The organism is Actinomycetota bacterium, from assembly GCA_013152275.1.
Classification (GTDB): Bacteria; Actinomycetota; Acidimicrobiia; order Spongiisociales; family UBA4744; genus BMS3Bbin01.
Genome location: JAADGS010000027.1, coordinates 1 through 20950, shown reverse-complemented (window position 1 = coordinate 20950; position 20950 = coordinate 1). Strand labels below are relative to the sequence as shown.

Annotated in this window: 25 protein-coding genes; 8 read left to right on the top strand and 17 right to left on the bottom strand. The window is 62.1% G+C overall.

Annotated elements, in window-relative coordinates; genetic code table 11:
• Positions 1–9: 9 nt before the first annotated feature.
• The 8 genes from GXP34_03890 to panB form a co-directional block, all read right to left on the bottom strand.
• Positions 10–2409 (bottom strand): 3-hydroxyacyl-CoA dehydrogenase/enoyl-CoA hydratase family protein, encoded by a 2400-nt coding sequence (locus GXP34_03890; protein ID NOY55108.1) that lies wholly within the window; start codon positions 2407–2409, stop codon positions 10–12.
• Between the two features lie 286 nt (positions 2410–2695).
• Positions 2696–4048 carry a replicative DNA helicase gene (dnaB, locus tag GXP34_03885; GenBank protein ID NOY55107.1) on the bottom strand — a complete coding sequence of 451 codons (1353 nt, stop codon included), beginning with the start codon at positions 4046–4048 and terminating at the stop codon, positions 2696–2698.
• A gap of 25 nt (positions 4049–4073) precedes the next feature.
• A complete protein-coding gene (gene rplI, locus GXP34_03880; protein NOY55106.1) occupies positions 4074–4520 on the bottom strand; it encodes a 50S ribosomal protein L9 in 447 nt (148 codons plus the stop codon).
• On the bottom strand, positions 4517–4780 hold the full coding sequence (gene rpsR / locus GXP34_03875) for a 30S ribosomal protein S18 (protein NOY55105.1): 264 nt from the start codon (positions 4778–4780) through the stop codon (positions 4517–4519). The genes rplI and rpsR overlap by 4 nt, the downstream gene beginning before the upstream one ends.
• Positions 4781–4789: 9 nt before the next feature.
• On the bottom strand, positions 4790–5233 hold the full coding sequence (gene ssb, locus GXP34_03870; GenBank protein ID NOY55104.1) for a single-stranded DNA-binding protein: 444 nt from the start codon (positions 5231–5233) through the stop codon (positions 4790–4792).
• 70 nt (positions 5234–5303) lie between these two features.
• Entirely contained in the window at positions 5304–5591 is a 288-nt protein-coding gene (rpsF, locus tag GXP34_03865; GenBank protein NOY55103.1) for a 30S ribosomal protein S6, read from the bottom strand.
• Positions 5592–5864: 273 nt separating this feature from the next.
• Complete coding sequence (locus tag GXP34_03860; protein NOY55102.1) at positions 5865–6350, bottom strand: DUF192 domain-containing protein; 486 nt, start codon at positions 6348–6350, stop codon at positions 5865–5867.
• A complete protein-coding gene (gene panB / locus GXP34_03855) occupies positions 6347–7183 on the bottom strand; it encodes a 3-methyl-2-oxobutanoate hydroxymethyltransferase (GenBank protein ID NOY55101.1) in 837 nt (278 codons plus the stop codon). The genes GXP34_03860 and panB overlap by 4 nt, the downstream gene beginning before the upstream one ends.
• A gap of 153 nt (positions 7184–7336) precedes the next feature.
• Between panB and GXP34_03850 the strand changes: the two genes are divergently transcribed.
• Together GXP34_03850 and GXP34_03845 are read left to right on the top strand one after the other, a co-directional pair.
• Positions 7337–7648 carry a cupin gene (locus GXP34_03850; protein ID NOY55100.1) on the top strand — a complete coding sequence of 104 codons (312 nt, stop codon included), beginning with the start codon at positions 7337–7339 and terminating at the stop codon, positions 7646–7648.
• Complete coding sequence (locus GXP34_03845; protein NOY55099.1) at positions 7645–8160, top strand: 2'-5' RNA ligase family protein; 516 nt, start codon at positions 7645–7647, stop codon at positions 8158–8160. Before GXP34_03850 ends, GXP34_03845 begins: the two co-directional genes overlap by 4 nt.
• Positions 8161–8270: 110 nt before the next feature.
• Here GXP34_03845 and GXP34_03840 read toward each other — a convergent pair whose 3' ends face one another.
• From GXP34_03840 to GXP34_03830, 3 genes are all read right to left on the bottom strand, one after another.
• On the bottom strand, positions 8271–8888 hold the full coding sequence (locus tag GXP34_03840) for an enoyl-CoA hydratase/isomerase family protein (protein NOY55098.1): 618 nt from the start codon (positions 8886–8888) through the stop codon (positions 8271–8273).
• Between the two features lie 193 nt (positions 8889–9081).
• Positions 9082–9495 (bottom strand): hypothetical protein, encoded by a 414-nt coding sequence (locus tag GXP34_03835; protein ID NOY55097.1) that lies wholly within the window; start codon positions 9493–9495, stop codon positions 9082–9084.
• A complete protein-coding gene (locus GXP34_03830; protein ID NOY55096.1) occupies positions 9492–9869 on the bottom strand; it encodes a hypothetical protein in 378 nt (125 codons plus the stop codon). Before GXP34_03830 ends, GXP34_03835 begins: the two co-directional genes overlap by 4 nt.
• A gap of 152 nt (positions 9870–10021) precedes the next feature.
• On the opposite strand from GXP34_03830, the gene GXP34_03825 reads away from it, so the two are divergent.
• Positions 10022–10570, top strand: coding sequence for a helix-turn-helix transcriptional regulator (locus GXP34_03825; GenBank protein ID NOY55095.1), 549 nt, complete (start codon positions 10022–10024; stop codon positions 10568–10570).
• A gap of 17 nt (positions 10571–10587) precedes the next feature.
• A complete protein-coding gene (locus GXP34_03820) occupies positions 10588–11694 on the top strand; it encodes an inositol-3-phosphate synthase (GenBank protein NOY55094.1) in 1107 nt (368 codons plus the stop codon).
• 132 nt (positions 11695–11826) lie between these two features.
• Here the strand turns inward: GXP34_03820 and GXP34_03815 are convergent, their stop codons facing one another.
• From GXP34_03815 to uppS, 4 genes are all read right to left on the bottom strand, one after another.
• Positions 11827–12591 carry a deoxyribonuclease IV gene (locus GXP34_03815; GenBank protein NOY55093.1) on the bottom strand — a complete coding sequence of 255 codons (765 nt, stop codon included), beginning with the start codon at positions 12589–12591 and terminating at the stop codon, positions 11827–11829.
• A 10-nt stretch (positions 12592–12601) separates the two neighbouring features.
• Complete coding sequence (locus tag GXP34_03810; protein ID NOY55092.1) at positions 12602–13174, bottom strand: hypothetical protein; 573 nt, start codon at positions 13172–13174, stop codon at positions 12602–12604.
• Entirely contained in the window at positions 13171–13710 is a 540-nt protein-coding gene (locus GXP34_03805; protein NOY55091.1) for an orotate phosphoribosyltransferase, read from the bottom strand. Before GXP34_03805 ends, GXP34_03810 begins: the two co-directional genes overlap by 4 nt.
• 355 nt (positions 13711–14065) lie before the next feature.
• Positions 14066–14845 carry a di-trans,poly-cis-decaprenylcistransferase gene (gene uppS / locus GXP34_03800; protein ID NOY55090.1) on the bottom strand — a complete coding sequence of 260 codons (780 nt, stop codon included), beginning with the start codon at positions 14843–14845 and terminating at the stop codon, positions 14066–14068.
• Between the two features lie 51 nt (positions 14846–14896).
• Between uppS and GXP34_03795 the strand changes: the two genes are divergently transcribed.
• From GXP34_03795 to GXP34_03780, 4 genes are all read left to right on the top strand, one after another.
• The gene (locus GXP34_03795) at positions 14897–15562 is read left to right on the top strand and encodes a hemolysin III family protein (GenBank protein ID NOY55089.1); all 666 of its coding nucleotides are present in this window, start codon (positions 14897–14899) and stop codon (positions 15560–15562) included.
• Positions 15559–16194 carry a GNAT family N-acetyltransferase gene (locus tag GXP34_03790; GenBank protein ID NOY55088.1) on the top strand — a complete coding sequence of 212 codons (636 nt, stop codon included), beginning with the start codon at positions 15559–15561 and terminating at the stop codon, positions 16192–16194. Before GXP34_03795 ends, GXP34_03790 begins: the two co-directional genes overlap by 4 nt.
• 181 nt (positions 16195–16375) lie before the next feature.
• Complete coding sequence (locus tag GXP34_03785; GenBank protein ID NOY55087.1) at positions 16376–16768, top strand: DUF4870 domain-containing protein; 393 nt, start codon at positions 16376–16378, stop codon at positions 16766–16768.
• A gap of 252 nt (positions 16769–17020) precedes the next feature.
• Entirely contained in the window at positions 17021–18505 is a 1485-nt protein-coding gene (locus GXP34_03780) for an amidase (protein NOY55086.1), read from the top strand.
• Between the two features lie 42 nt (positions 18506–18547).
• Here the strand turns inward: GXP34_03780 and GXP34_03775 are convergent, their stop codons facing one another.
• Positions 18548–19531, bottom strand: a complete 984-nt coding sequence (locus GXP34_03775; GenBank protein ID NOY55085.1) for a DUF4388 domain-containing protein — start codon at positions 19529–19531, stop codon at positions 18548–18550.
• A gap of 105 nt (positions 19532–19636) precedes the next feature.
• The coding region (locus GXP34_03770; GenBank protein ID NOY55084.1) for an aminopeptidase P family protein at positions 19637–20950 on the bottom strand (1314 nt) is incomplete at its 5' end.

Sequence of the window (20950 nt, the reverse complement as noted above, 5' to 3'; positions counted from 1 at the left end):
TTTGCTCCTTTAGTTCCGCAGCGGTTTTCCGGTAGCCAACATGTGCTGAATCCGTTCGAGTGTCTTGTCTTCGTGACACAGCTCCAGGAATACCTCACGTTCAAGATCGAGGAAGTCCTGCTCGCTCCGTTCGGTTCCCTGGGCGACATCGCCACCACAGATCACGTACGCAAGCCTCTTGGCCAGATGCTCGTCATACTCGCTGATGTAGCCGCCGCCTCGCATCGTGTGTGCCGCGATCTCGATGGCGGCAACGCCATCCCTCCCGGGGACGGTGACCGTGCGCCGCGCCGGCGGCGTGTACCCGGTGTCCACCATCGCTAGAACGTCCTTCTTGGCGGCGGCGAGGAGAGTATCGGAGTTCAGGTGTACCTTGTCGATCGGACGCAAGTACCCGAGGTCGCGCGCTTCCTCGGCACTCGTGGACACGGTGGCCATCCCGATCGTCTTGAAGATCTTCTCCATGAACGGGAACATGTTCGTGTCCACGCCGACCGGCACGCTTCCGTAGTACCGAAACGCCATCTCCTTGCATCCACCCCCCGCTGGGATGAGTCCCACCCCCAGCTCCACAAGACCCATGTACGTCTCGGCGAACGCCCGAACGACATCGCTGTGCATGACGGCTTCGCATCCACCGCCCAGCGCCAGACCTCTTGGAGCGGCCACGACGGGCCCTTCACAGTACTTCATCTTCATATAGGCATTCTGGATGCCCTCAACCGCACCCTCGAGTTCGTCCCACATGTTCGACATGGCGAGCATCCCCACCAGACCGATGTTCGCTCCGACGGAGAAGTTGACAGCCTCGTTGCCGACCACGAGGCCGACGAGCCTGCCTTCGTTCACCCAATCACACGCCTTGTCCATCATCTCGATGACCTGCGCGTCGATCGAGTTCATCTTCGTGTGGAATTCGAGCAGGCCGACACCGTCTCCCATGTCGAACAGCGTGGCCCCTTCGTTGCTGTCGAGCACCTCCAGATCGGCAATCGTGATGATGTCTTCCAACCCTGGAACCGGCACGTACTCCTCGGTGAACACATTCCAGAAGTACAGAGTGCCGTCACGACGCACGTACCAGGTTCCATCACCCTTGGCGAGCAGCGTTTCGACAACACCGGGAACCGTCATGCCTTCCTCGCGCATACGCCGAACCGACCGTTCGACACCGATCGCATCCCACGTTTCGAATGGACCAAGTTCATAGTTGAAGCCCCACCGAAGGGCCCGATCCATATTGACGATGTCGTCTGTGATCTCTCCCAGGAGTTGTGCGGAATAGATACACATCTCCGCCGTGACCTTCCAGGCGAGCCGTCCTGCCTTGTCATCGAACCAGACCATCTCACGGATTCTCTCCGCCGCAGTCTCGAACTTCCTGGCTGCAGCAATGGAGTCGAACCGGACTTTCGGCTGTTCTTCATACTCGAGGGTTTCCAGGTTCAGCACGAGGATCTTGCGCTTTCCCTCCGCATCCCGAGTCTTCTTGTAGAAGCCGGCCCCTGTCTTCTCCCCCAGATCGCCCCTTTCGACCAGTTTCCGGAGAGCGTCCGGAACGGTGAATCGCTCACGCCACGGATCGTCGGGTGAAGACTCCGCCAGCGTGGTCACAACATGGGCCATGGTGTCGAGACCGACGACGTCCAGGGTTCGGAACACGGCTGATTTCGGACGCCCTGTTGCAGGTCCAAAGATCTTGTCGACCTCGGTAACGCCAACACCCATCTCGTTCATCCAGTGGAATACCGACGTCATGCCGAAGGTGCCGATCCGGTTTCCAACGAAGTTCGGAGTGTCCTTGCCGTAGACGATGCCCTTGCCGAGAACGTTCGCACCGAACGCGGCCATGTCGGCCAGCAATTCCGGGTCGGTGTCCTCGCAGGGGACCAGCTCGAGGAGGCGCATATATCTGACCGGATTGAAGAAGTGGGTCACGAGGAAGTGCTTGCGAAAGTCGTCGCTGCGACCTTCGACCATCCCCGCAACCGAGAGACCAGAGGTATTGGAGCAGACGATGCTTCCCGGCTTGCGTCGTTCGTCAACCATCGCAAAGACCTTCTGCTTGATGTCGAGCCGCTCCACAACCGCTTCGATGATCCAGTCCACGTCCCCCAGCTTGTCGGCGTCGTCTTCGTAGTTGCAGGGCGTGACGAATCGTGCAAAGTCCTTGTGATAGAGCAAGGCCGGTTTGGCCTTGATCATCGATGTATACCCGGCGGCCGAGATCCTGTTGCGAACTTCACGATCTTCGAGTGTCAGACCCTTCTTCACCTCCTGATCGGTCAGCTCGGTCGGTGCGATATCGAAGAGATAAGAGGGTATTCCGACGTTGGCCAGGTGGGCTGCGATGCCCTGGCCCATGACGCCTGCTCCCAGCACTGCCGCCCGGTTGATCCTTATAGCCATGGATCCTCCTCATGATCTCGTTGTTTCCCCCACACTATCCGACGACGCGGTTACAGGATCCGCCGAAGGTCCCAAGCGATCACGTCGGTCCGATCCGAGGCCTCGCCCGCAAATGTCCCAGGGGCCCGTCGATCAACACACGGCACGCATCTCAACGACGGTGTACCGCCTCTCGCGGCGTTCGAAGCCGATGCCGGGAGCCGCGACGCTCACCCCGCGATCTTGCATCGATCTGAGGCCCGATACCAACTACGAAGCACCCGGCACGGCCAGCGATGCAAGCCTCTCAGACGACGTCGCGGCCGAGGTCGGCAAAGAGTGTGAACTCGGGAAGGAAGGTCATGTCCACCTTGCCCGTAGACCCGCTCCGATGTTTGGCGACGATCACCTCGGCGAGGCCCTTCGTTTCCTGTGCCTCCGGGTGGTAGTACTCATGGCGGTAGATGAACATGACGAGGTCCGAGTCCTGCTCGATGGCGCCCGATTCGCGAAGGTCCCCGAGGCGGGGACGTTTGTCTTCCCGAGATTCCAGGCCCCGGTTCAGCTGCGACACCGCTATCACCGGCACCTCCAACTCACGGGCCAGGTTCTTGAGCGAACGGCTGATCTCTGCGATCTCTTGCTGCCGATTCTCGCGGTTGGAGCCTTGCATGAGCTGCAGATAGTCGACGATCACCAGGTCGAGACCGTGTGCCCGCTTCAGTCTGCGGGACTTCGCACGGATGTCGGTGACGGTGAGCTGCCCGGAGTCGTCGATGTAGACGGGCACCTGGTACATCTTCGATGCCGCATGGACGACCTTCTGCCATAACTGAGGGCCGAGCTGGCCGGTCCGAAGTTTCATCGAGTCGACCCGCCCGATCGAGCACAACAGCCGCTGCACGATTTCCTCGCGACTCATCTCGAGGGAGAACAAGGCGACGGTGCCCCCTTCGAGTGCGACGTTGGTCGCGATGTTGGCCGCCAAAGCGGACTTGCCCATCGCCGGTCTCGCGGCCACGATGACGAGGTTCGCCGGCTGGAGCCCTCCAAGCTTCCTGTCGAGATCGCGAAACCCCGTGGCCAGACCCGTGAGTTCCGTTCCCCGAGCCTCCATCTCCTCGATCGTCTCGAGTGTGCTGTGGAGCAGCGGGCTCATCGGCATGAGGCCGTCTCCGACTCGGCGCTCGGCCACCGCGAACACGGTCTGCTCGGCTCGATCCAGGACTTCTGTGATCGCGACATCGGTGGCGATGGCGAGATCGCCAAGCATGCCTCCTGCGCTGATGAGGCGGCGTCGAAGACCGTGCTCTTCGACGATACTCGCGTAGTACTCGATGTTGGATGCCGTCGGCACGGCGTCCATCACCTCTGACAGATAGCCCGCTCCGCCAACCCGATCCAACTCACCTTTGCGGTGTAATGCATCCGAAACCGTCAACGGATCGATCGGCTGGTTGGCGTTGTAGAGGTCCACGATCACTTCGAAGATGGCCTGGTGTGCCGGGATGTAGAAGTCGTCGGGGTCCAGCTTGTCCATTACGAGGTTCGCGGCCTCCGACGAGAGCATGATCGCTCCCAGAACGGATTCCTCTGCCTCTCGATTGTGTGGGGCGACCCGGAGCCTGCGGCTCACACCGCCTGCCGGGGAAGGGGCCATTCGGTCCAGATCGGTCATGTCACCTCTACGCGGGGATCACATCCAGAGAAAGGGGGAACTCCACGTCCGGATGCAGCTTCACCCGTATTTCGTACAGTCCGATGCTCTTGATCGGCTCGGGGAGATACACGTGGCTCTTGTCCAGTTCGATCCCTGTGAATTTCTTTACACCCTCGACGATGTCGGCTGTGGACACGGATCCGAACAGCTTGCCCTCGTCACCGGCGCGAGCGGCCACTACGACGCGAGTGCCGACCAGAGCCTTGGCGACTGCCTCGGCAGCCTCGAATGAGCGCCGTTCCGTCTCCCTCCGGGATCTGAGCAGTGCCTCCGCATTGCTCAGGGCACCGGGAGTCGCTTTCACCGCAAGGTTCTTCGGAAGTAGATAGTTTCGCCCGTACCCTTCGGAAACCTCGACGACATCACCCTTTCCCCCCAGATCGGGAACTTCGGAAGTGAGTATGAGCTTCATCGCTTGATGTAGGGAAGGAGCGCCATCTCACGGGCGTTGCGGATGGCGCGTGCCACTTTGCGCTGGTGTTGCGTGCAGTTGCCGGTCACCCGCCGAGCCCTGATCTTGGCGCGGTCGGACATGTAGTTGCGGAGAACCGCCACATCTTTGTAGTCGATGTAGTCGATCTTCTCTTTGCAGAAATAGCAGGGTTTCGGCTTGCGTTGCCGGAGGCTGCTCTGCGACTGCCTGCGGCGCTTCGGTTTGGCTCTCTGTGCCATATGTCCTCTCTAAAACGGGGCCTCGTCGGGCTCGTAGTCCTTGCGGGCGACGGGCGCGGCAGGCGCCGGACGTGACGAGCCCCAGTCGCCACTGTCGCGTGCGGTCTTTGTGACCGAAGCGGTCGCCCAACGCAGGGAAGGCCCGATTTCCTCGATGCGAAGTTCCACGACCGAGCGCTTCTCCCCATCCTGGGTTTCCCACTGCCGTTGCTCGAGACTGCCGGTGATGATCACCCTCGCTCCCTTCTGCAACGATTCGGCGGCATTCTCGGCCGCTTCTCGCCACAGCGTCCCACCGAAGAAGCTCGTCTGCTCTTGCCACTCTCCGGCCTGGTCCCTCCAACGCCGATTCACGGCTACGCGAATCTTCGCCATCGCAACACCAGAGGGAGTGAAGCGCAATTCCGGATCTTCGACGAGGTTGCCAATCACCGTCACGGTGTTCGTCGCCATGATTCTCTCTCCTTTGCAGCCCGGTCTCCACCGCCCATCCTGTCGTGGGGGTGTGACAGAAAACAGTCGATCAGTTCTCGGGACGAATGATCTTGTGGCGCACGACCAGGTCTGCGAGGAGCAGCACCCGGTCGAGATCATCCACAACATCCGGTTCGGCCTCGAAGTGAAGCACCGAGTAGTACCCCTCGTGCAGGTGATTGATCTCGTACGCAAATCGACGTTTTCCCCAGAGATCCCGCTCGCCTACGGTTCCTCCGCGACTGCGGAGAAACTCCTCCGTCTGCTCGACGAGCTTCAGGTAGTCGCTCTCGGCCAACTCGGGCCGATGAATGGTCATCAATTCATAGCTTCGCATTGCACCTCCTTTGGACATCCACTTTCGCGGAAGGCCCCGCCGGTCGACGGAGCAGGGTTCGGCGATTCGCCGAGGGAAGCGGTTGGAGTGTAACCGCCTCGATCGGTACCTGAAAGCCGAACCGCAAAGAGGTTTTCCCGACTTCGTGGCAGCGTCGTATCAAAGCGATGCGCACTCCACCTGTGGAACAGCTCCTGCGGCGCAGATCGTGCAGGCGTCCGGCATCGTGGCCGACGATGTGGCGTTCCCTGCATCCGAGATGTCGGTGCCCTCTCAAGGGACCAGAACCGACCCCGGAGCCAGGTCGGTCAGAGCATGGCCCGCCGGTACCTCCAAGGCCCATCGGTACGGACCGGTGGAACCGTACGTGGGACACGGATCCTCCGTGCATACGGGCATCGTTCTGACCGTGATGAGCCGACCCAGAGTGTCGAAGAACGCGATGTCGAGATCGATCAGCGTGTCCTTCATCCAGAATCTCGCCGTCGATGACCCTTCGAAGAAGAACAACATGCCATCGATCCCGTCCAGATTCGAGACACCACTCAACCCCTTGGCTCGCTCATCGCGCGTCGAGGCCACGGCGACAAAGAGAGGCGTCCCGTTCAGAGTGATCTGTCGAGTCTCGAAGCCGTTCCACGGTTCCGTTCGGGGAACGGAGGACGTGGAGACGGGCATCGGATCCACGATCGTCGCTCCTCCCACGCCGCAACCGGCTGTCAGCAACAACAACACGACCCCCACGACCAGCCGCTTCATCTTCCCAGAAGCTCCGCCGCCGCCTGCTCACCCATGTGGTAGCTCTCATCGTCACTCGGGAACCCTCCGGATCGTACGTCGGCGACATAGTGCCGCAGCGCATCGACCGCGACGCCATACAGATTCGCGTACTGCCGAACGAACTTGGGGAGGTGTCCGGTGTTCAGTCCGAGCACATCGTGAAACACGAGCACTTGTCCATCGGTGTCGTTGCCGGCACCGATCCCGATCGTCGGCACCGGCACCTCCTTGGTGACCATCTCGGCAAGCAGGTCGGGGATCCCTTCGAGCACCATCGAGAACACTCCCGCTTCGGCCAGTGCGAGGGCGTCTGCGAGCAGTTCCCTGGCTGCAGCACTCGTCTTGCCCTGTACCTTGTATCCGCCCATGGCGTGCACCGACTGCGGAGTCAGCCCCAGGTGGCCCATTACCGGGATCTCCGCGTCGATGATCGCCTCGACGACAGGAACTCTCTTGCGTCCCCCCTCGAGCTTCACCGCTCCGGCACCGCCTTCGCGAATGAAGCGGCCTGCGTTGCGGACCGCATCCTCGATCGACACGTGATAGCTCATCCACGGCATGTCCCCGATCACGAGCGCGTTCGTACCGGCTCTCGCGACCGCGGCAGTGTGGTGGACCATCACGTCCATGTCGACTCTCAGCGTGTCCTCGTATCCCAACACGACGTTGGCAAGAGAGTCACCCACGAGAATCATGTCGACACCCGCTGCGTCGGCGATGCGCGCCGTCGGTGTGTCGTAGGCGGTCACCACGGCCAGTTTCTCACCGCCCTTGCGCGACCGAACGTGCGGAACGGTGATCTTGCCTGCCATGACTGGCTCCTCTCTCCCCACCACGACGGGTTGGGGGACCTGTTCGGAATGTCGTACCCACGTGTTGGACTCGGCCGCCTCGACAGGTCGCCCGGACCGGTGGGAGCACCAAGCCTACCGCCTTATCGAACCCTTGGACGCTACGGTTCCCTCATGGACGACTACACCTTTCTTCCCGCGTTGAACGTCGACATCCCGGATGAGGGGACGCTCAGCAAGGTTGTGTACAAGAACGATCGTGTCCGGGTCGTCGTATTCGGATTCGACGCCGATCAGGAACTCACCGATCACACCGCTTCGATGCCCGCGATCGTCCAGGTGATCTCCGGCAAGGCGCGCCTGACCCTCGGGGCGAGCATCGTTGAAGCCGTGCCGGGTTCCTGGACGTACCTGCCGGCGGGCCTCACCCATGCGGTCTACGCGCTCGAGCCGACCGTGATGCTGCTGACCTTGCTGCGTGAGTGATGTTGACCGAGTCGGCGCTGCTGATCGAAGTTCCCGAAGCCGAGCCCGTGATCGGCCGTTGGAGAACCCTCCTGGATCCGGCTGCGCTGGTCGGCGTCCCCGCCCATGTCACCGTGCTGTATCCGTTCCTTGCACCGAACCGTCTCGACGAGGTGACGCTGAGATCTCTCGGTGACCTGTTTCGGAACATCCGGCCGTTCCCATTCGCTCTGACCGAGGTACGTCGGTGGCCGGACGTCGTGTATCTGGTCCCGGAACCCCGCGAGCCGTTCGCCGACCTCACCGAGATGCTCGTGCAACACTGGCCCGACGCCAAGCCCTACGAGGGCAAGTTCGATCGTATCATTCCCCACGTGACCGTCGCGCACACTTCGAATGACGCCGTCGCACGGCGAATCGTCGCCGACGTGTCCCCATACCTCCCGCTCGACTCGGTTGCCCGGACCGTGACACTCATGGTCACCGACAACGTGTCGTGGACCGCGCACACGGCGTTCTCGCTCGGAACGTAGGAGTCATGGCTCACGACTCGAGGCCGCACGTCGAGGCGACCGCCGACGGCTCGGCTCCGACGATTCGGTACTCGCGCGCCCGGGGTCGAGACCCCGCCGTGCGCCTTCCCTCATCCCGTCAGCGCCTCGACAACGGGCGCATACATGATCTGCTTGATCGCTCCCAGTGTTGCCGTGTCCTTCTTCGCGAGTGTTGCGGCCATCTCGATCGCCGTCGGAAGCACGTCATCCTCCGACACGGCCTGTTCGACGATCCTCGCTTCGGCCGCTTCCGTTCCCCCGTAGCGGCGCGCCGTCGTCATCGCCGTGTGGGCCTGCTGCGGCGAGAGCCGTGCCTGAATCAACGCGGCCATGCCCTCGGTGAACGGTATCTTGATGTCCACTTCCGGCATCGACCAGAACCCCCTGTCGGCACGCATCACACGAAAGTCATGTGCAAGTGACCACATGGCACCGGCCGCGAAGCAGTGCCCGTTGATCGCAGCCACGGTGGGGCGCGGAAAGATCAGCGTACGCGCCAGGAGTTGCTGTGTCGCCATGGCCAGATCCACGAAACACATGTCGGCCTCACCGCTCAACACCCAATCGAGGTCGAGGCCGTTCGAGTAGAACTTCCCGGTTCCGGTCGTCACCAGCGCCGCAGGACCATCCACCTTCTCGACCTGATCGAGAAGGTCGTTGATGCGCTCCAAGGACCTGCGGTTGAAGCGATTGTCTCCCGCGTCCATCGTCAACACGAACACCGTCTCATGGCGGGTCAGATCAAAGGTCACATCCCCTCCTCGTCTTGCCGGTCACACGTTACCGGTTCGCGACCGTTCGCCATGGAGCCTCACCTCGTGTCGCGACAGGTGTCACGGCGAGACCGTGGGACGAGCCGGGGGCTCTTGCCGGCCACCGCCTGCCCTGCAGGCCCCCGTATCATCGCTCGCATCGGACCTCAGCCCTCGGCCAGCGTTGCGTATACCCGTTGTCGTAGACGATATACAAGTAGTTCTCGATGTCCGCCGACGACCTCCAGATCTCCTGATCTTTGTGCCGGACACCGGTTGCCTCGGCTCCTGCCGGCGGACCGTCGAGTTCGGCGTACGTGAGCTCCGTACCGTCGGCGGCGGTCAAAGTGCCGAGTTGGCCTTGAGGATCGTGGGCGTACTGGCGACCAAGGAACCTGAGGAACACCACCTTGTCGGTTCCGCAATCCTTGAAGCCCTGGAACTCGACCACGATGCTGTTCGACACGAGGTTGCCGGAAGGCGTGTACCAGGGGCCGTATCGGTTGGTCGCACAACCCGCGATCAAGAACACGATGAGAACGAGTCCGACGCGACGGATCAAAACCACACTGCACGAGGAATCGTGAGAACGACGATCGCAAAAGCCGCCATCAGACCGGCGACTACGGTACCCGCACCCGCATAGCCCGATTGCCTCTTTGCCCGCGCCGCAGCCGTGTGCGCCACGGCGACCGCCACCAGCATTCCGATCGGATCGATGTAGGCCCTGAAGATCGAGAGGTCCTGCTTGGTGATCCACACGAGCAAGCCCAGAGCCACCTGAAGATCGATCAGTCCGAGTGTGACAGAAACGATTCGGCCATACCCGAGCCTCCATGCCTCCTTGCGGAGGGTCAGTGTCACCCCGGCGAGCGCCGTCGCGCCGAGTCCCGCCAGCACGAACCAGCGTACGATCGAATGGGCGGTGAGTAGCACGTCGGGGATCCGGAACCTCCCTGCAATGTTCGATTCTGTGACGGATCGTGAACAAGGTCAAACCTGGCGCCTCGGCACCCGGGTTGCCCGTCCCGCTGGACACGACGCCGTCTTGGTGGCAAGCTATATCGAATCGCTATAACGAAATCACATTGCTCGACCTCGCAATCCTCGGCTTTCTCAAAGAAGAACCCCGCCACGGGTACGACCTCAGGCGCCGTCTCGCGGACCTCGGGTTGCGTTCGGTGTCGTTCGGCTCGCTCTATCCGGCGCTCCGGCGCCTCGATCGTCACCGCCTCATCGAGGCGGTCGACTCACAGGAGCGCAAGAGGGTCTATCAGATCACCGCGGCGGGAGAAGCTCGGTTCCGCGAACTCATCGAGGGACGTACAACCGAGAACGAAGACGATCGCAGCTTCAATCTCAGAGTTGCCTTCTTTCGATACGTCGACCCCGAGACCCGGCTCAGACTCCTCGAACGGAGACGCATGATCCTCGCCGATCGGGCCAGCGATGCTCGCGCATCGTTGCACGAGACGATGAACCGCACACGAGCACGGATCGACCGATACACGATCTCCTTGATCGAACGAGGAGCGCATCGAGCCGAAGCGGATATCGCCTGGATCGACGAGCTCATCGAAACGGAGCAGGCGGTCATGCACCGTCGGAATCCCACCAAGGCTCGGACGCACGAATGAACGAAGGGAAGCAATCAATGGGCACGATACGCGTGGCGGTCGCCGGAATGGGGAACTGCGCAAACTCCCTGATCCAGGGCGTTGAGTACTACCGGGAGGCAGATCCGAGCAACACGGTGCCAGGCTTGATGCATGTCGAGATGCACGGCTACCACGTTGGTGACCTCGAGTTCGTGGCCGCGTTCGACGTCGACGCCACCAAGGTGGGAGTCGACATATCGAAAGCAATGTGGAACGGGCAGAACAACACGTACCGGTTCACGGACGTCGGCCACAAAGGTGTCGAGGTGCTGCGCGGGCCAACCCTCGACGGACTCGGGACCTACTACCGCAAGACGATCGATGAGTCCCCGGCCGAACCGGTCGACGTCGCCCAGGCGCTGCGTGACTCTGGAGCAGACGTGCTGGTCAACTACCTGCCCGTCGGTTCCGAGAACGCCGCTCGGTCATATGCGGAGGCGGCACTCGAGGCCCGGGTGGCGTTCGTGAACTGCATCCCCGTCTTCATCGCCTCCAATCAAGAATGGTCTCGACGCTTTCACGACGCAGGCGTCCCGATCGTTGGTGACGACATCAAGTCGCAGGTCGGCGCCACCATCGTTCACCGCCAGTTGGCGCGCCTCTTCGAGGACCGCGGCATCAATCTGGACCGGACCTCCCAGCTCAACGTCGGCGGCAACATGGACTTCATGAACATGCTGGAACGGGAACGACTCGAATCGAAGAAGATCTCCAAGACGCAGGCAGTCACCTCACAGCTCAGCCACGAATTGGGCGACCACAACGTTCACATCGGTCCCTCCGACTACGTCCCATGGCTGACCGATCGAAAGTGGGCGTATATCCGACTCGAAGGCAGCGCCTTCGGAGATGTGCCTCTGAATATCGAACTCAAGATGGAAGTGTGGGACTCACCCAACTCGGCAGGGGTCGTCATCGACGCGATCCGGACTGTCAAGCTCGCAAAGGATCGGGGTATCGGTGGACCGCTGCTCGGCCCGTCGGCCTATTTCATGAAGAGCCCCCCGGTGCAGTACCACGACGAGGACGCCCGCCGATTCGTGGAGGAATTCATCTCGACGGGTGATCCGGAACGCGAGAAGATGCGGACCTTCCTCGAGTAGGGGTACTCAGTCATCAGTCATCAGTCATCAGTCATCAGTCATCAGTCATCGAGCGTTCCCGACAGAGGGCGGCGCGACGACTTCTGACGACTGAGAACAGGCCGCGAATCGGCCGAGCGATGCCGGCCGCCGTCAACTCCGAAGGCGTTCCCGAATCCAGGCGATATCGGCTGCCTGTGCCTCCGCTCCTCCCGGTGTCTCCACCACCACCGGTGCGCCGGCATCGCGGACGACTTGCACCAGCAGGTCGGTGGGGATCTCGCCTTCCCCAAGGTTTGCGTGACGATCGCGACGGCTGTCGAAGGGATCCCGCGAATCGTTCAGATGTATGAGATCGATCCGTCCTGTCGCCCCCATGACCCGATCGACGATCCCGTCGAGATCCTCACCGGCGGCCCACGCATGGCACGTATCGAGGCAGAGTCCGGCCCCGAAAGCGCCTACGACCTCCCAGAGCCGGGCGATATCCTCGACTCTGCGCGCCATGGCGTTTCCCCCACCGGCCGTATTCTCGATCAGGATCGGGACCGTGGATTCGATCGGCTGGAGTGCCTTCCCCCACCGCTCCAATCCTTCTTCGAATGTGCTGTCGCCTGTCACATGGCCCCCGTGGACGATCACTCCCGCCGAACGAATCGTCTCTGCCGCTGCAACCGTGTCGACGAGTATCTTGCGACTCGGAATGCGCACCTTGTTGTTCGGTGAGACCACGTTGATCAGGTATGGCGCATGCACGTAGATCGGCAGCCCCGACGCCGCCAGCTCGCCGGCGTCATCCCGCTCGAGGGGCTTCTTCCACGACTGCGGGTTCGAAAGGAAGATCTGCACCACATCGGCGTTTCGTGCCGCTGCCTCCCCGATCGGGTCGGCACTGGGAACGTGGGCTCCGATCAGCATGGGCGCGACCCTACTCCCAAGGCATCGCTTCGGATTCGGCGGGAATCGACTCCCGAATCTTGTTCAGCGTGGCGGCGACACTCTCGGCGCTCAGCGACCATCCCGCACTCTCGATCATGAGCGTTGTCGGGCCCACCCAACGCGCCGCCCACGGGTCGGTGGGAAGCCGGTCCGGATCAGAGAACTCGACGACCAGAACAGGAAGCATCTCTCCGCCCTCGTCGGCCATTTCCGCCCTAATGTCGCCGACCTCGTCCCAGGGGATCGACACCGCGCGCCGGAGGGGACCTGCGAGAGCGATCCGGAGTCCCGCTCCGTCCGCGACGACCAACTTCCGAGGAAGGACGAGGTCTCGTAATCCCCAGATCACCAGCACCAATCCCGCAAGCACCGAGACGATCGCGAAGATCTTGTCTCTCGGCTCGAAAGCAGGGATCTGCTCTGCACCGTAGACGAGCGCGCCGAACGCGTTGATGAAGCGCTGTTCGGTCAGCAGGTCGAGGCCGAGCAGGATAAACGGGACCCCGAGGAGCGACAGCAACCACACCCTCAGCGCGGACCGCTCGACTTCCAATCGATTCATTCGACGACTCCCAGATCCGCGGGACGGACCAGTGCCACATACGGTACCCCGCGCTCGGCCATCAGCCGTGCAGCAACGGTGCCACTCCTGTCGACGAGCGCTATGGCCTGAATCACGACGAGTCCCTGTCCGACGGCGACGTCGACGGCTTCGGCCAGAGCGCCTCCCGTACTGGTCGTGTCCTCCAGGACGGCGACGCTGTCGCCGGGCGAGACCGCACCCACCAACCGTCCCCGCACTCCGTGATCCTTGCCCTGCTTGCGGATCGAGAATGCCCGCAGGTCGAGACCCCGCTCAGTGCCGACGATCGCCGTGGACACGGCGATGGGATCCGCCCCCATCGTCATCCCCCCGACCGCCTGGACGCCGGACGCCAGAACGTCCAGGACCGCCTCCGCCACCAGACGTGCGCCGGCTCCATCGAAGGTGGTCCGGCGGGCATCGAGATACCAATCGCTCTCGATGCCCGACCGAAGAAGAAACGGTCCGTCGGTCCGCAAAGAATGTTCGATCAGATGCCGAAACAAATCGCTCAAGTTCCACTCCCGGACGCCGATACCATGAGTGTTAGCCAACCTCCCAAGTTAGCCCGACCATAGCGACCGCCCTCCCCGAGGGCGGTCGCACCGGTTATGCGACATTCCTTTGCCTGCCGCCAGGTTGGCCCTGAGGCAAAGCGTCCCTGTCGCAAAAAACTCGATCACCGCTCGGAACACGTGAGACCCCTGTTCTTCGAGAACCTCCGAGTCCAGACCTCAGACAGCCCGACCGAGATATGCGCTGCACCTCGATGCGGACATCCCGGCAAACCAGGGTTTCGAAGAAGACGAGAGGAACCCCGCCGGGTCCCACACGCAGCCACGGCACTCACCGCACCGATGGGTCCTCGGCCTACCTGCCGAACCGGCGGTCCCTCCGGGAGAAATCACGCAACGCCCGAAGAAAGTCGACGCGCCGAAACGCGGGCCAGTAGACATCGACAAACGCGTATTCGGCATATGCCGACTGCCACAGGAGGAAACCGGACAAGCGCGACTCGCCGCTGGTTCGGATGACGAGGTCGGGATCGGGCAAGTCTGCCGTGTACAGATGAGTTCCAATCCCCTCTGCGTCGATCCTGTCGGCAATCTCGGCGGCAGGAACACCCTCGGCGGCAAGCGCGGAAACGAGGTCACGGCACGCGTCGACGATCTCCTGTCTGCCACCGTACCCCATGGCGATCGTCAGGCGCCTGCTGCCGTCACCTGCCTCCTCTTCGACCTTTTTCGCTGCCATGGTCAGTGTGTCGGGAAGCAGCCCCAGACTCCCGATGAACCGAACCCTCAGGTCGTTTCGTGCCGCGAGATCCGGCAGACGTTCAAAGAGTCCGATCAGGACGTCGAAGTACGGTTCCAGTTCCTCGTCCGGTCTCGCGAGGTTCTCCTTGGACAGGAGCCATCCCGTGATTGCAGGAATCTCGATCTGTTCGGCCCAGCCGATGAACTCCTCGAACTTGCGCATTCCGGCCCGATAGCTTGCCGCATAATCGGACAACCCTTCGGCTCGTGCGTACCGACGATGCCCGTCGAGGATGATTCCGATATGACGGGGCAGCCGATCTGCAGGAAGACCACGAAGCACACTGTCTTCGTACAACCGATAGATGGGTCGGAGGAGCCGTTCGGGTTTCACAAACCAATGCTACCTGTATCCCCATTCCCACCACCCCGGTAGTCTGTGAGCGTGGACCGAACGACGTTGGGAAGGATGAACAACCCGGTTCGCGGGTTCCTCCACGGTACTGCGGCCGCAGCGTCCGTCGCAGCCTTGATCCTGCTTGCCATTCGCACTGCGTGGGACACCCCGCGCATGCTTTCCATGATCGCGTTCGGACTCAGCGCAGCCGCGTTGTACACGACCAGTTCCCTGTACCACTCGATCCCCTGGAGAAGACGCTGGAAACAGCGTATGCAGCGCCTGGATCACTCGATGATCTTCCTGCTCGTCGCAGGCACCTATACCCCGATTGCCTTCAACGTTCTCTCCGGATCCCTCAAATGGGTCACGCTTGCGTTCGTCTGGGGCATTGCAGCGGCCGGCATCTTCCAGAAAGTATTCTTTCCGAAGATCAGGAACTGGCTCTCGATCACGCTCTACATGGTGATGGGGTGGTTCGCCGTGATCCCCCTCCCCCGGCTCATGGATCGACTCGGCATGGGAGCGGTCGGACTCCTGATCCTCGGTGGCATCTTCTATAGCACCGGCATGATTCTGCTGGTCACCAAGCGCCCCCGCCTCTCACCGCGGGTGTTCTCCTACCACGAGGTATTCCACCTCCTGGTCATCTCCGGAAGCGTCGCGCACTTCCTGATGATCCTCTTGTACATCGCGCCGATCGCCCGGACATGAAAGAATCGGATCCGTTCATCACCGCTCGGACCGTCGACATCCGCCTTCGTGACCAAACGCCGGTCCGTATACGACCCATCGTCCCCGACGACGGTCCCAAACTCGCCGAGGGACTCGAGGACCTCTCTCCCCGGTCCCGCTACCTGCGATTCCTCCGGTCGGTCGACAAGCTCAGCAGCGGGGAACTCGCGTATCTGACCAATGTCGACTACGACACGCACTTCGCCTGGGTTGCGTTCGACGTCTCGACTCCGCAGCCCCGTGGCATCGGCGTCGCTCGGTATGCCCAGTTCGAGCCCGGCGCAGCCGAGGCCGCCGTTGTCGTCCTCGACGGGTACCAGCAACGAGGACTTGGCGGCATACTTCTGCGGCTCACCGCCGAAACCGCCTTCGAACACGGTATTCGGCGGTTCCGGGCGTGGGTCTCCCCACAGAACGACGTCGTCATGAAAGCGCTCGAACGATGGGATATCGAACGCCGGCTCGAGGAAGGAGCCGTCGTTGTCGACATTCCCCTTCCGCTGCCGTCGACACCGCTGGAGAACTCCTCTCTCTATCTGACATTACGCGCAGCCGGCAAGGGGGAGCTCCGTGTCCATCCCGGCACGACCGAAGGCTCTTCCCAAGCCTGAGGCGACCTCGACGACGTGTCCGACCGAAATCCTCGATTCACCCGAGCGGACCAGAAGCCGGACATGGTCGAGCGGACGGCTCTTGCACGCTTCCTCCCGACCCTCGGGGTTGCCTGCACCGACGTTCAGGTGGAGGAAGCGACATGGACCACGAGCAAACTTCGATACGAGCTGGCAGACTATGCGTGAGGAGAGGAGAGGAGTCATCGTGGAAGCTCAGCCACTCGTCCCCGAACCGGCCACACAGGATGCGAAGAATTGGGCGGTCATCGCGCATCTGTCCGCACTGGTCAATCTCGTCGGCATCCCATCGGTCATCGGACCACTCGTCGTCTGGCTCATCAAGAAGGATGAAGACCCGTTCATCGACTATCACGGGAAAGAGGCCCTGAACTTCAACATCTCCTTCATGATCTATGGCATCGTTTCGGCACTGTTGATACTCGTCGGTATCGGCCTCCTGCTGCTGCCCATCGTCTTGATCGCCTGGCTCGTGCTGGTGATCCTTGCTGCCGTTCGCGCGTCCAACGGTGAGTACTACCGCTATCCGGTAACGATCCGCCTCGTGAACTGATTCGAGCCCTCGGCTCCAGACCGGTACCTCGCATCCGGCGCGGCCGCCGGCCGGTGCAAGACCGTTCCTCCTGATCCGGAACGCCGTCCTCCGCCGTCTCGCCTCGACCTGCAGTCTCGATGCCCACGAGCAGATACGAACCGCAGGGCAATCGACGTGCCCGCCGGCCGGTCGGCGCACCACCCTTCATCGGCGGACTCCTGGCCTTGCTGGACGACGATGCGCGTAAGCTGACTCGTGGAGGTGGTCCCAGTGACAGTGTTTGCCGAATACGCCGAGTACGACGCCATCGGCCTCGCCGATCTCGTCAGAAACGGTGATGTACACCCAAGCGAACTCGTCGAGGCTGCAATCTCTCGCATCGAACAGCTCAATCCCCGCCTGAACGCAGTCGTCCACAAGATGTACGACCGAGCCCTCGCCCAGGCCGCGCAGTCACTCGACGGGCCTTTCGCCGGGGTCCCCTTCCTCCTCAAAGACCTGACGGCCCTCTACGAAGGCGAACCGACGACCGCGTCGTCTCGCCTTCTCCAGTTCTTCGTCGCCGACGAGGATTCGGTACTCGTGTCACGCTACCGCAAGGCGGGTCTTCTCGTTCTTGGCAAGACCAACACGCCCGAATTCGGTCTGCTCGCCGTCACAGAACCCGCCCTTCGAGGCCCGACACGCAATCCGTGGAACCTCGATCACACTCCCGGAGGTTCCAGCGGCGGCTCCGCAGCCGCCGTTGCCGCCGGGTTCGTTCCGGCGGCCCATGGCGGCGACGGAGGCGGGTCGATTCGTATCCCGTCGTCTGCCTGCGGGCTGTTCGGGCTGAAACCGTCCAGAGGTCGCAACCCTCTGGGACCGCACTTCGACGGAAACTGGCTCGGTCTCGTCCAGGAGCACGTCTTGAGCCGCAGCGTTCGTGACAGTGCCGCAATGCTCGACATCTCGTCACAACCTGCAATCGGCGAACCTCTGATCGCGCCCGCTCCGGAACGCCCATTCCTCGAAGAGGCCCACACGGACCCGGGGCACCTGCGCGTAGCCCTCTGCACGAAGTCCCTGTTCGGCACGACCACACATCCCGACTGCGTAGAGGCGGCAGAAAAGGCGGCTGCTCTTCTGGAGAGCCTCGGACACCATGTTGAAGAGGCATGTCCACCGTTCAACAAGGCGAGGATGGTGGAGGCGTATCTACGTATCGTTGCCACCGGCCTCGCCGCCGACATCGACTACGCGGCCCATCTCGTTGGGAAGGAACCCAAACGCGACTACTTCGAGCCGGTGACTTGGCTCATGATGCTGATAGGGCGAAAAACCCGAGGCGATGAACTCGCTTCTCTCCTGGTCGCAACCCAGGAAGATGCCCGGAGAATCGCCATTTTCCACGAGACCTACGACGTCCTACTCACACCGACGCTCGGCCGGCCTCCCGTGAAGATCGGAGAACTCCAGCCATCCCGGCGTGACGAGTTGGCGATCAAGGCCGTCGGTCGCTTCCCGGCCCGCAAGATACTGGACCTCGTCCTGGACCAGATGGCAGCCGAACAGATGGACCCCGTTCCCAACACGATGCTGTTCAACCTGACCGGACAGCCCGCCATGTCGATTCCCCTCCATTGGAACGCCTCGGATCTCCCGATCGGCGTCCAGTTCGCAGGCAGATACGGCGATGAGGCGACACTACTGAGGCTCGCGGGACAACTCGAGGCCGCCCAACCTTGGGCGGATCGTCGTCCCCCACTCGTTTGAATACCGAGGGGGACCGGAGGCCGGACGGACGTCGAAGATCCCTCAGCTCCCTGCGGATCTGTGGTCCTTGCGTAGTCGTCTCCACCGCCGGGCGAGGTCACTTTCCTCTTCCTCGGCGCCTGCTCCTGCCGCTCGCTCTTCAGGTCCTTCTTCCTGACCGGCCGGCTCTTCTTCCGACCTGTCGCCGAGGCCGATGAAAGACCCGAGCACCTCCGCCGCTTCCTCGGACGTCAACTCGCGTTCCTCGGACGTCAACTCGCGTTCCTCGGACGTCAACTCCCGTTCTTCCGATACCGGCTCCGGCGGTTGCTCGGGAACACCATGACTGACGGCGGCGGGTTCCGATCGCCGCTCCTCGGCAACGATCAGGCCGGCCGTCACCAGCTCCGCCAACCTCCTGGCCGCATCGAATTCGAAGATCTTCAGCGCCAGAGCAAGCTCTCGCGGGGTACCCGCCGCGGGCAAAGCAGCAAGAATCGCCCAGCGGTTCGGGTCGATCGTGACTTCATCGTCGATCGCGGGCGCCATACGAAAGGAGACGTCGACTCTCGGAAGGACCTTGTGGATCTCCTCCCACTCGATGGATCGCGCCGTTGCGGCCTCCAGTGCAGCTTCGACGTCGATCCGGTAGGCAGTTTGGTGTTTCGTCATGACTCCGACGTCAAACGAAAAACTCCCTTCGGTCACAGCGAGCAGGCGCACGAGCACATCGGTCACCTGGTACCCGAAGAAGATACCGAGCACGGCGGCACGGGTGCTCAAGACATCCTCGAGCTGAACGGCGCGGCGTTCGATTGCGTCTCGCTCTTCTTCGCTGATGTGGTCCATCCGCGCTAGATCGTCGATGAGTTGATCGTCGGACCGGGTTGTGGCGTAGGCAATCTGCCCATCGACGACGAAGATCCTGCCGCCAAGCTCCGGCGAATGTACCTCGAGCAACCCTGTTTCCCTGGACGCGGCAACGAGACGGAGTACATCCGGCAAGGGAAAACTATCGAACGTCCCTTTGAGAGTTGCAACGCTCATTCAATCTCTATCGGCAACGGGAACGTCATGTGAAGCGGTATCTGGCCTGCGTCGCCCATGACATCCGACACGAGGTGCCCTGAGGGCGGCTTCGGATGTTCTCCACTACCTGAGAGTCGACCGCAGGGCACACGCCTCTTCTACGTCCTCGAGCGTCGAGGGAACATCCGCCGTGAGAATCTCGTATCCGGACGATGTTACGAGCAGATCGTCTTCGATCCTCACACCGATCCCACGAAACTCCTCGGGAATCGCGTGCTCCGCGTACCCCGCTTTGTCACGCTCCTCGGTCTCGATCTTGCGTGCGGCTTCCGCGCCGAGGCGATAGCGCCGCTCCATCCAATCGTCCAGGTCGTATTCCAGCAGCGCGAACTTGACGGTCGCTCGTTCCGGATCGACGTAGATACCCGGTTCGACCGTGAAGACCATACCGGGCTCCAGCACCCGAGAACCCGCGGCATCCTTGTACGCGCCAACATCATGGACGTCCATACCGAGCCAATGGCCGGTCCCGTGCATGAAGAACTCGCGATAGTGGTGCATGGCGATCGATTGTTCGGTTCCCTTCGGCAACAAGCCCATCTCGAAGAGCCCCTCGGTGATGACCTTCCGTGCCGCCATATGCATTCGCTCGTACGTCGCTCCGACGATGACCTCGTCGAACGCTGCTTTCTGCGCGCCGAGCACGACTTCGTAGACGGCAGCCTGTGGCGCGGTGAACTTCCCGTTGACCGGGAAGGTACGTGTGACATCGGCCCCCAGATACCCGTATTCGGCGCCCGCATCGATCAGGAGAAGGTCTCCACCCTGCATCTGCCTGCCGTTCTCCGTGTAGTGGAGAATGCAGGCATTGGGACCGGAGGCGACGATGGAAGGGTAGGCGTTGCGAGGAGAGCCCCCTGCCCGGAACACGTACTCCATCACCGCCTGGACCCGATCTTCGCCGACTCCCGGTTTCGTGAACTTCATCGCTTCGAGATGGCCCGCTCCGGTGACGGCAGCCGCCTTCCGAAGGAGATCGATCTCGGTCGGGTCCTTTCGGAGCCGCATCTCTGCGAGCAGCGATGCCAAGTCGCCGATTTCGAAGGGCACCGGCCTGCCATCCCTGAGATGGAACGTTCGTGCGGCGCTCAACGGCTCGAGCAGTCTCTCCACGGTATCTGCCCTGCAGTGCAGCATCGGCCTTCCGATCAGGTATCCGCGGAGACGCTCCTGAAACTCGGTCAACGGATAGGCAGTATCTGCCCCGAACCGCTCGACGGCCCCCTCGACACCGGCCCTGCGACCGACCCATGTCTCTTGCTCCTTGTCCCGGGGTCGAACGAACAGCACATACCTCTCGGAGGAATGCGACGGATTGAACACGGCAATCGCGTCGGGTTCCTCGAAACCGGTCAGGTAGTAGAAGTCGCTGTCCTG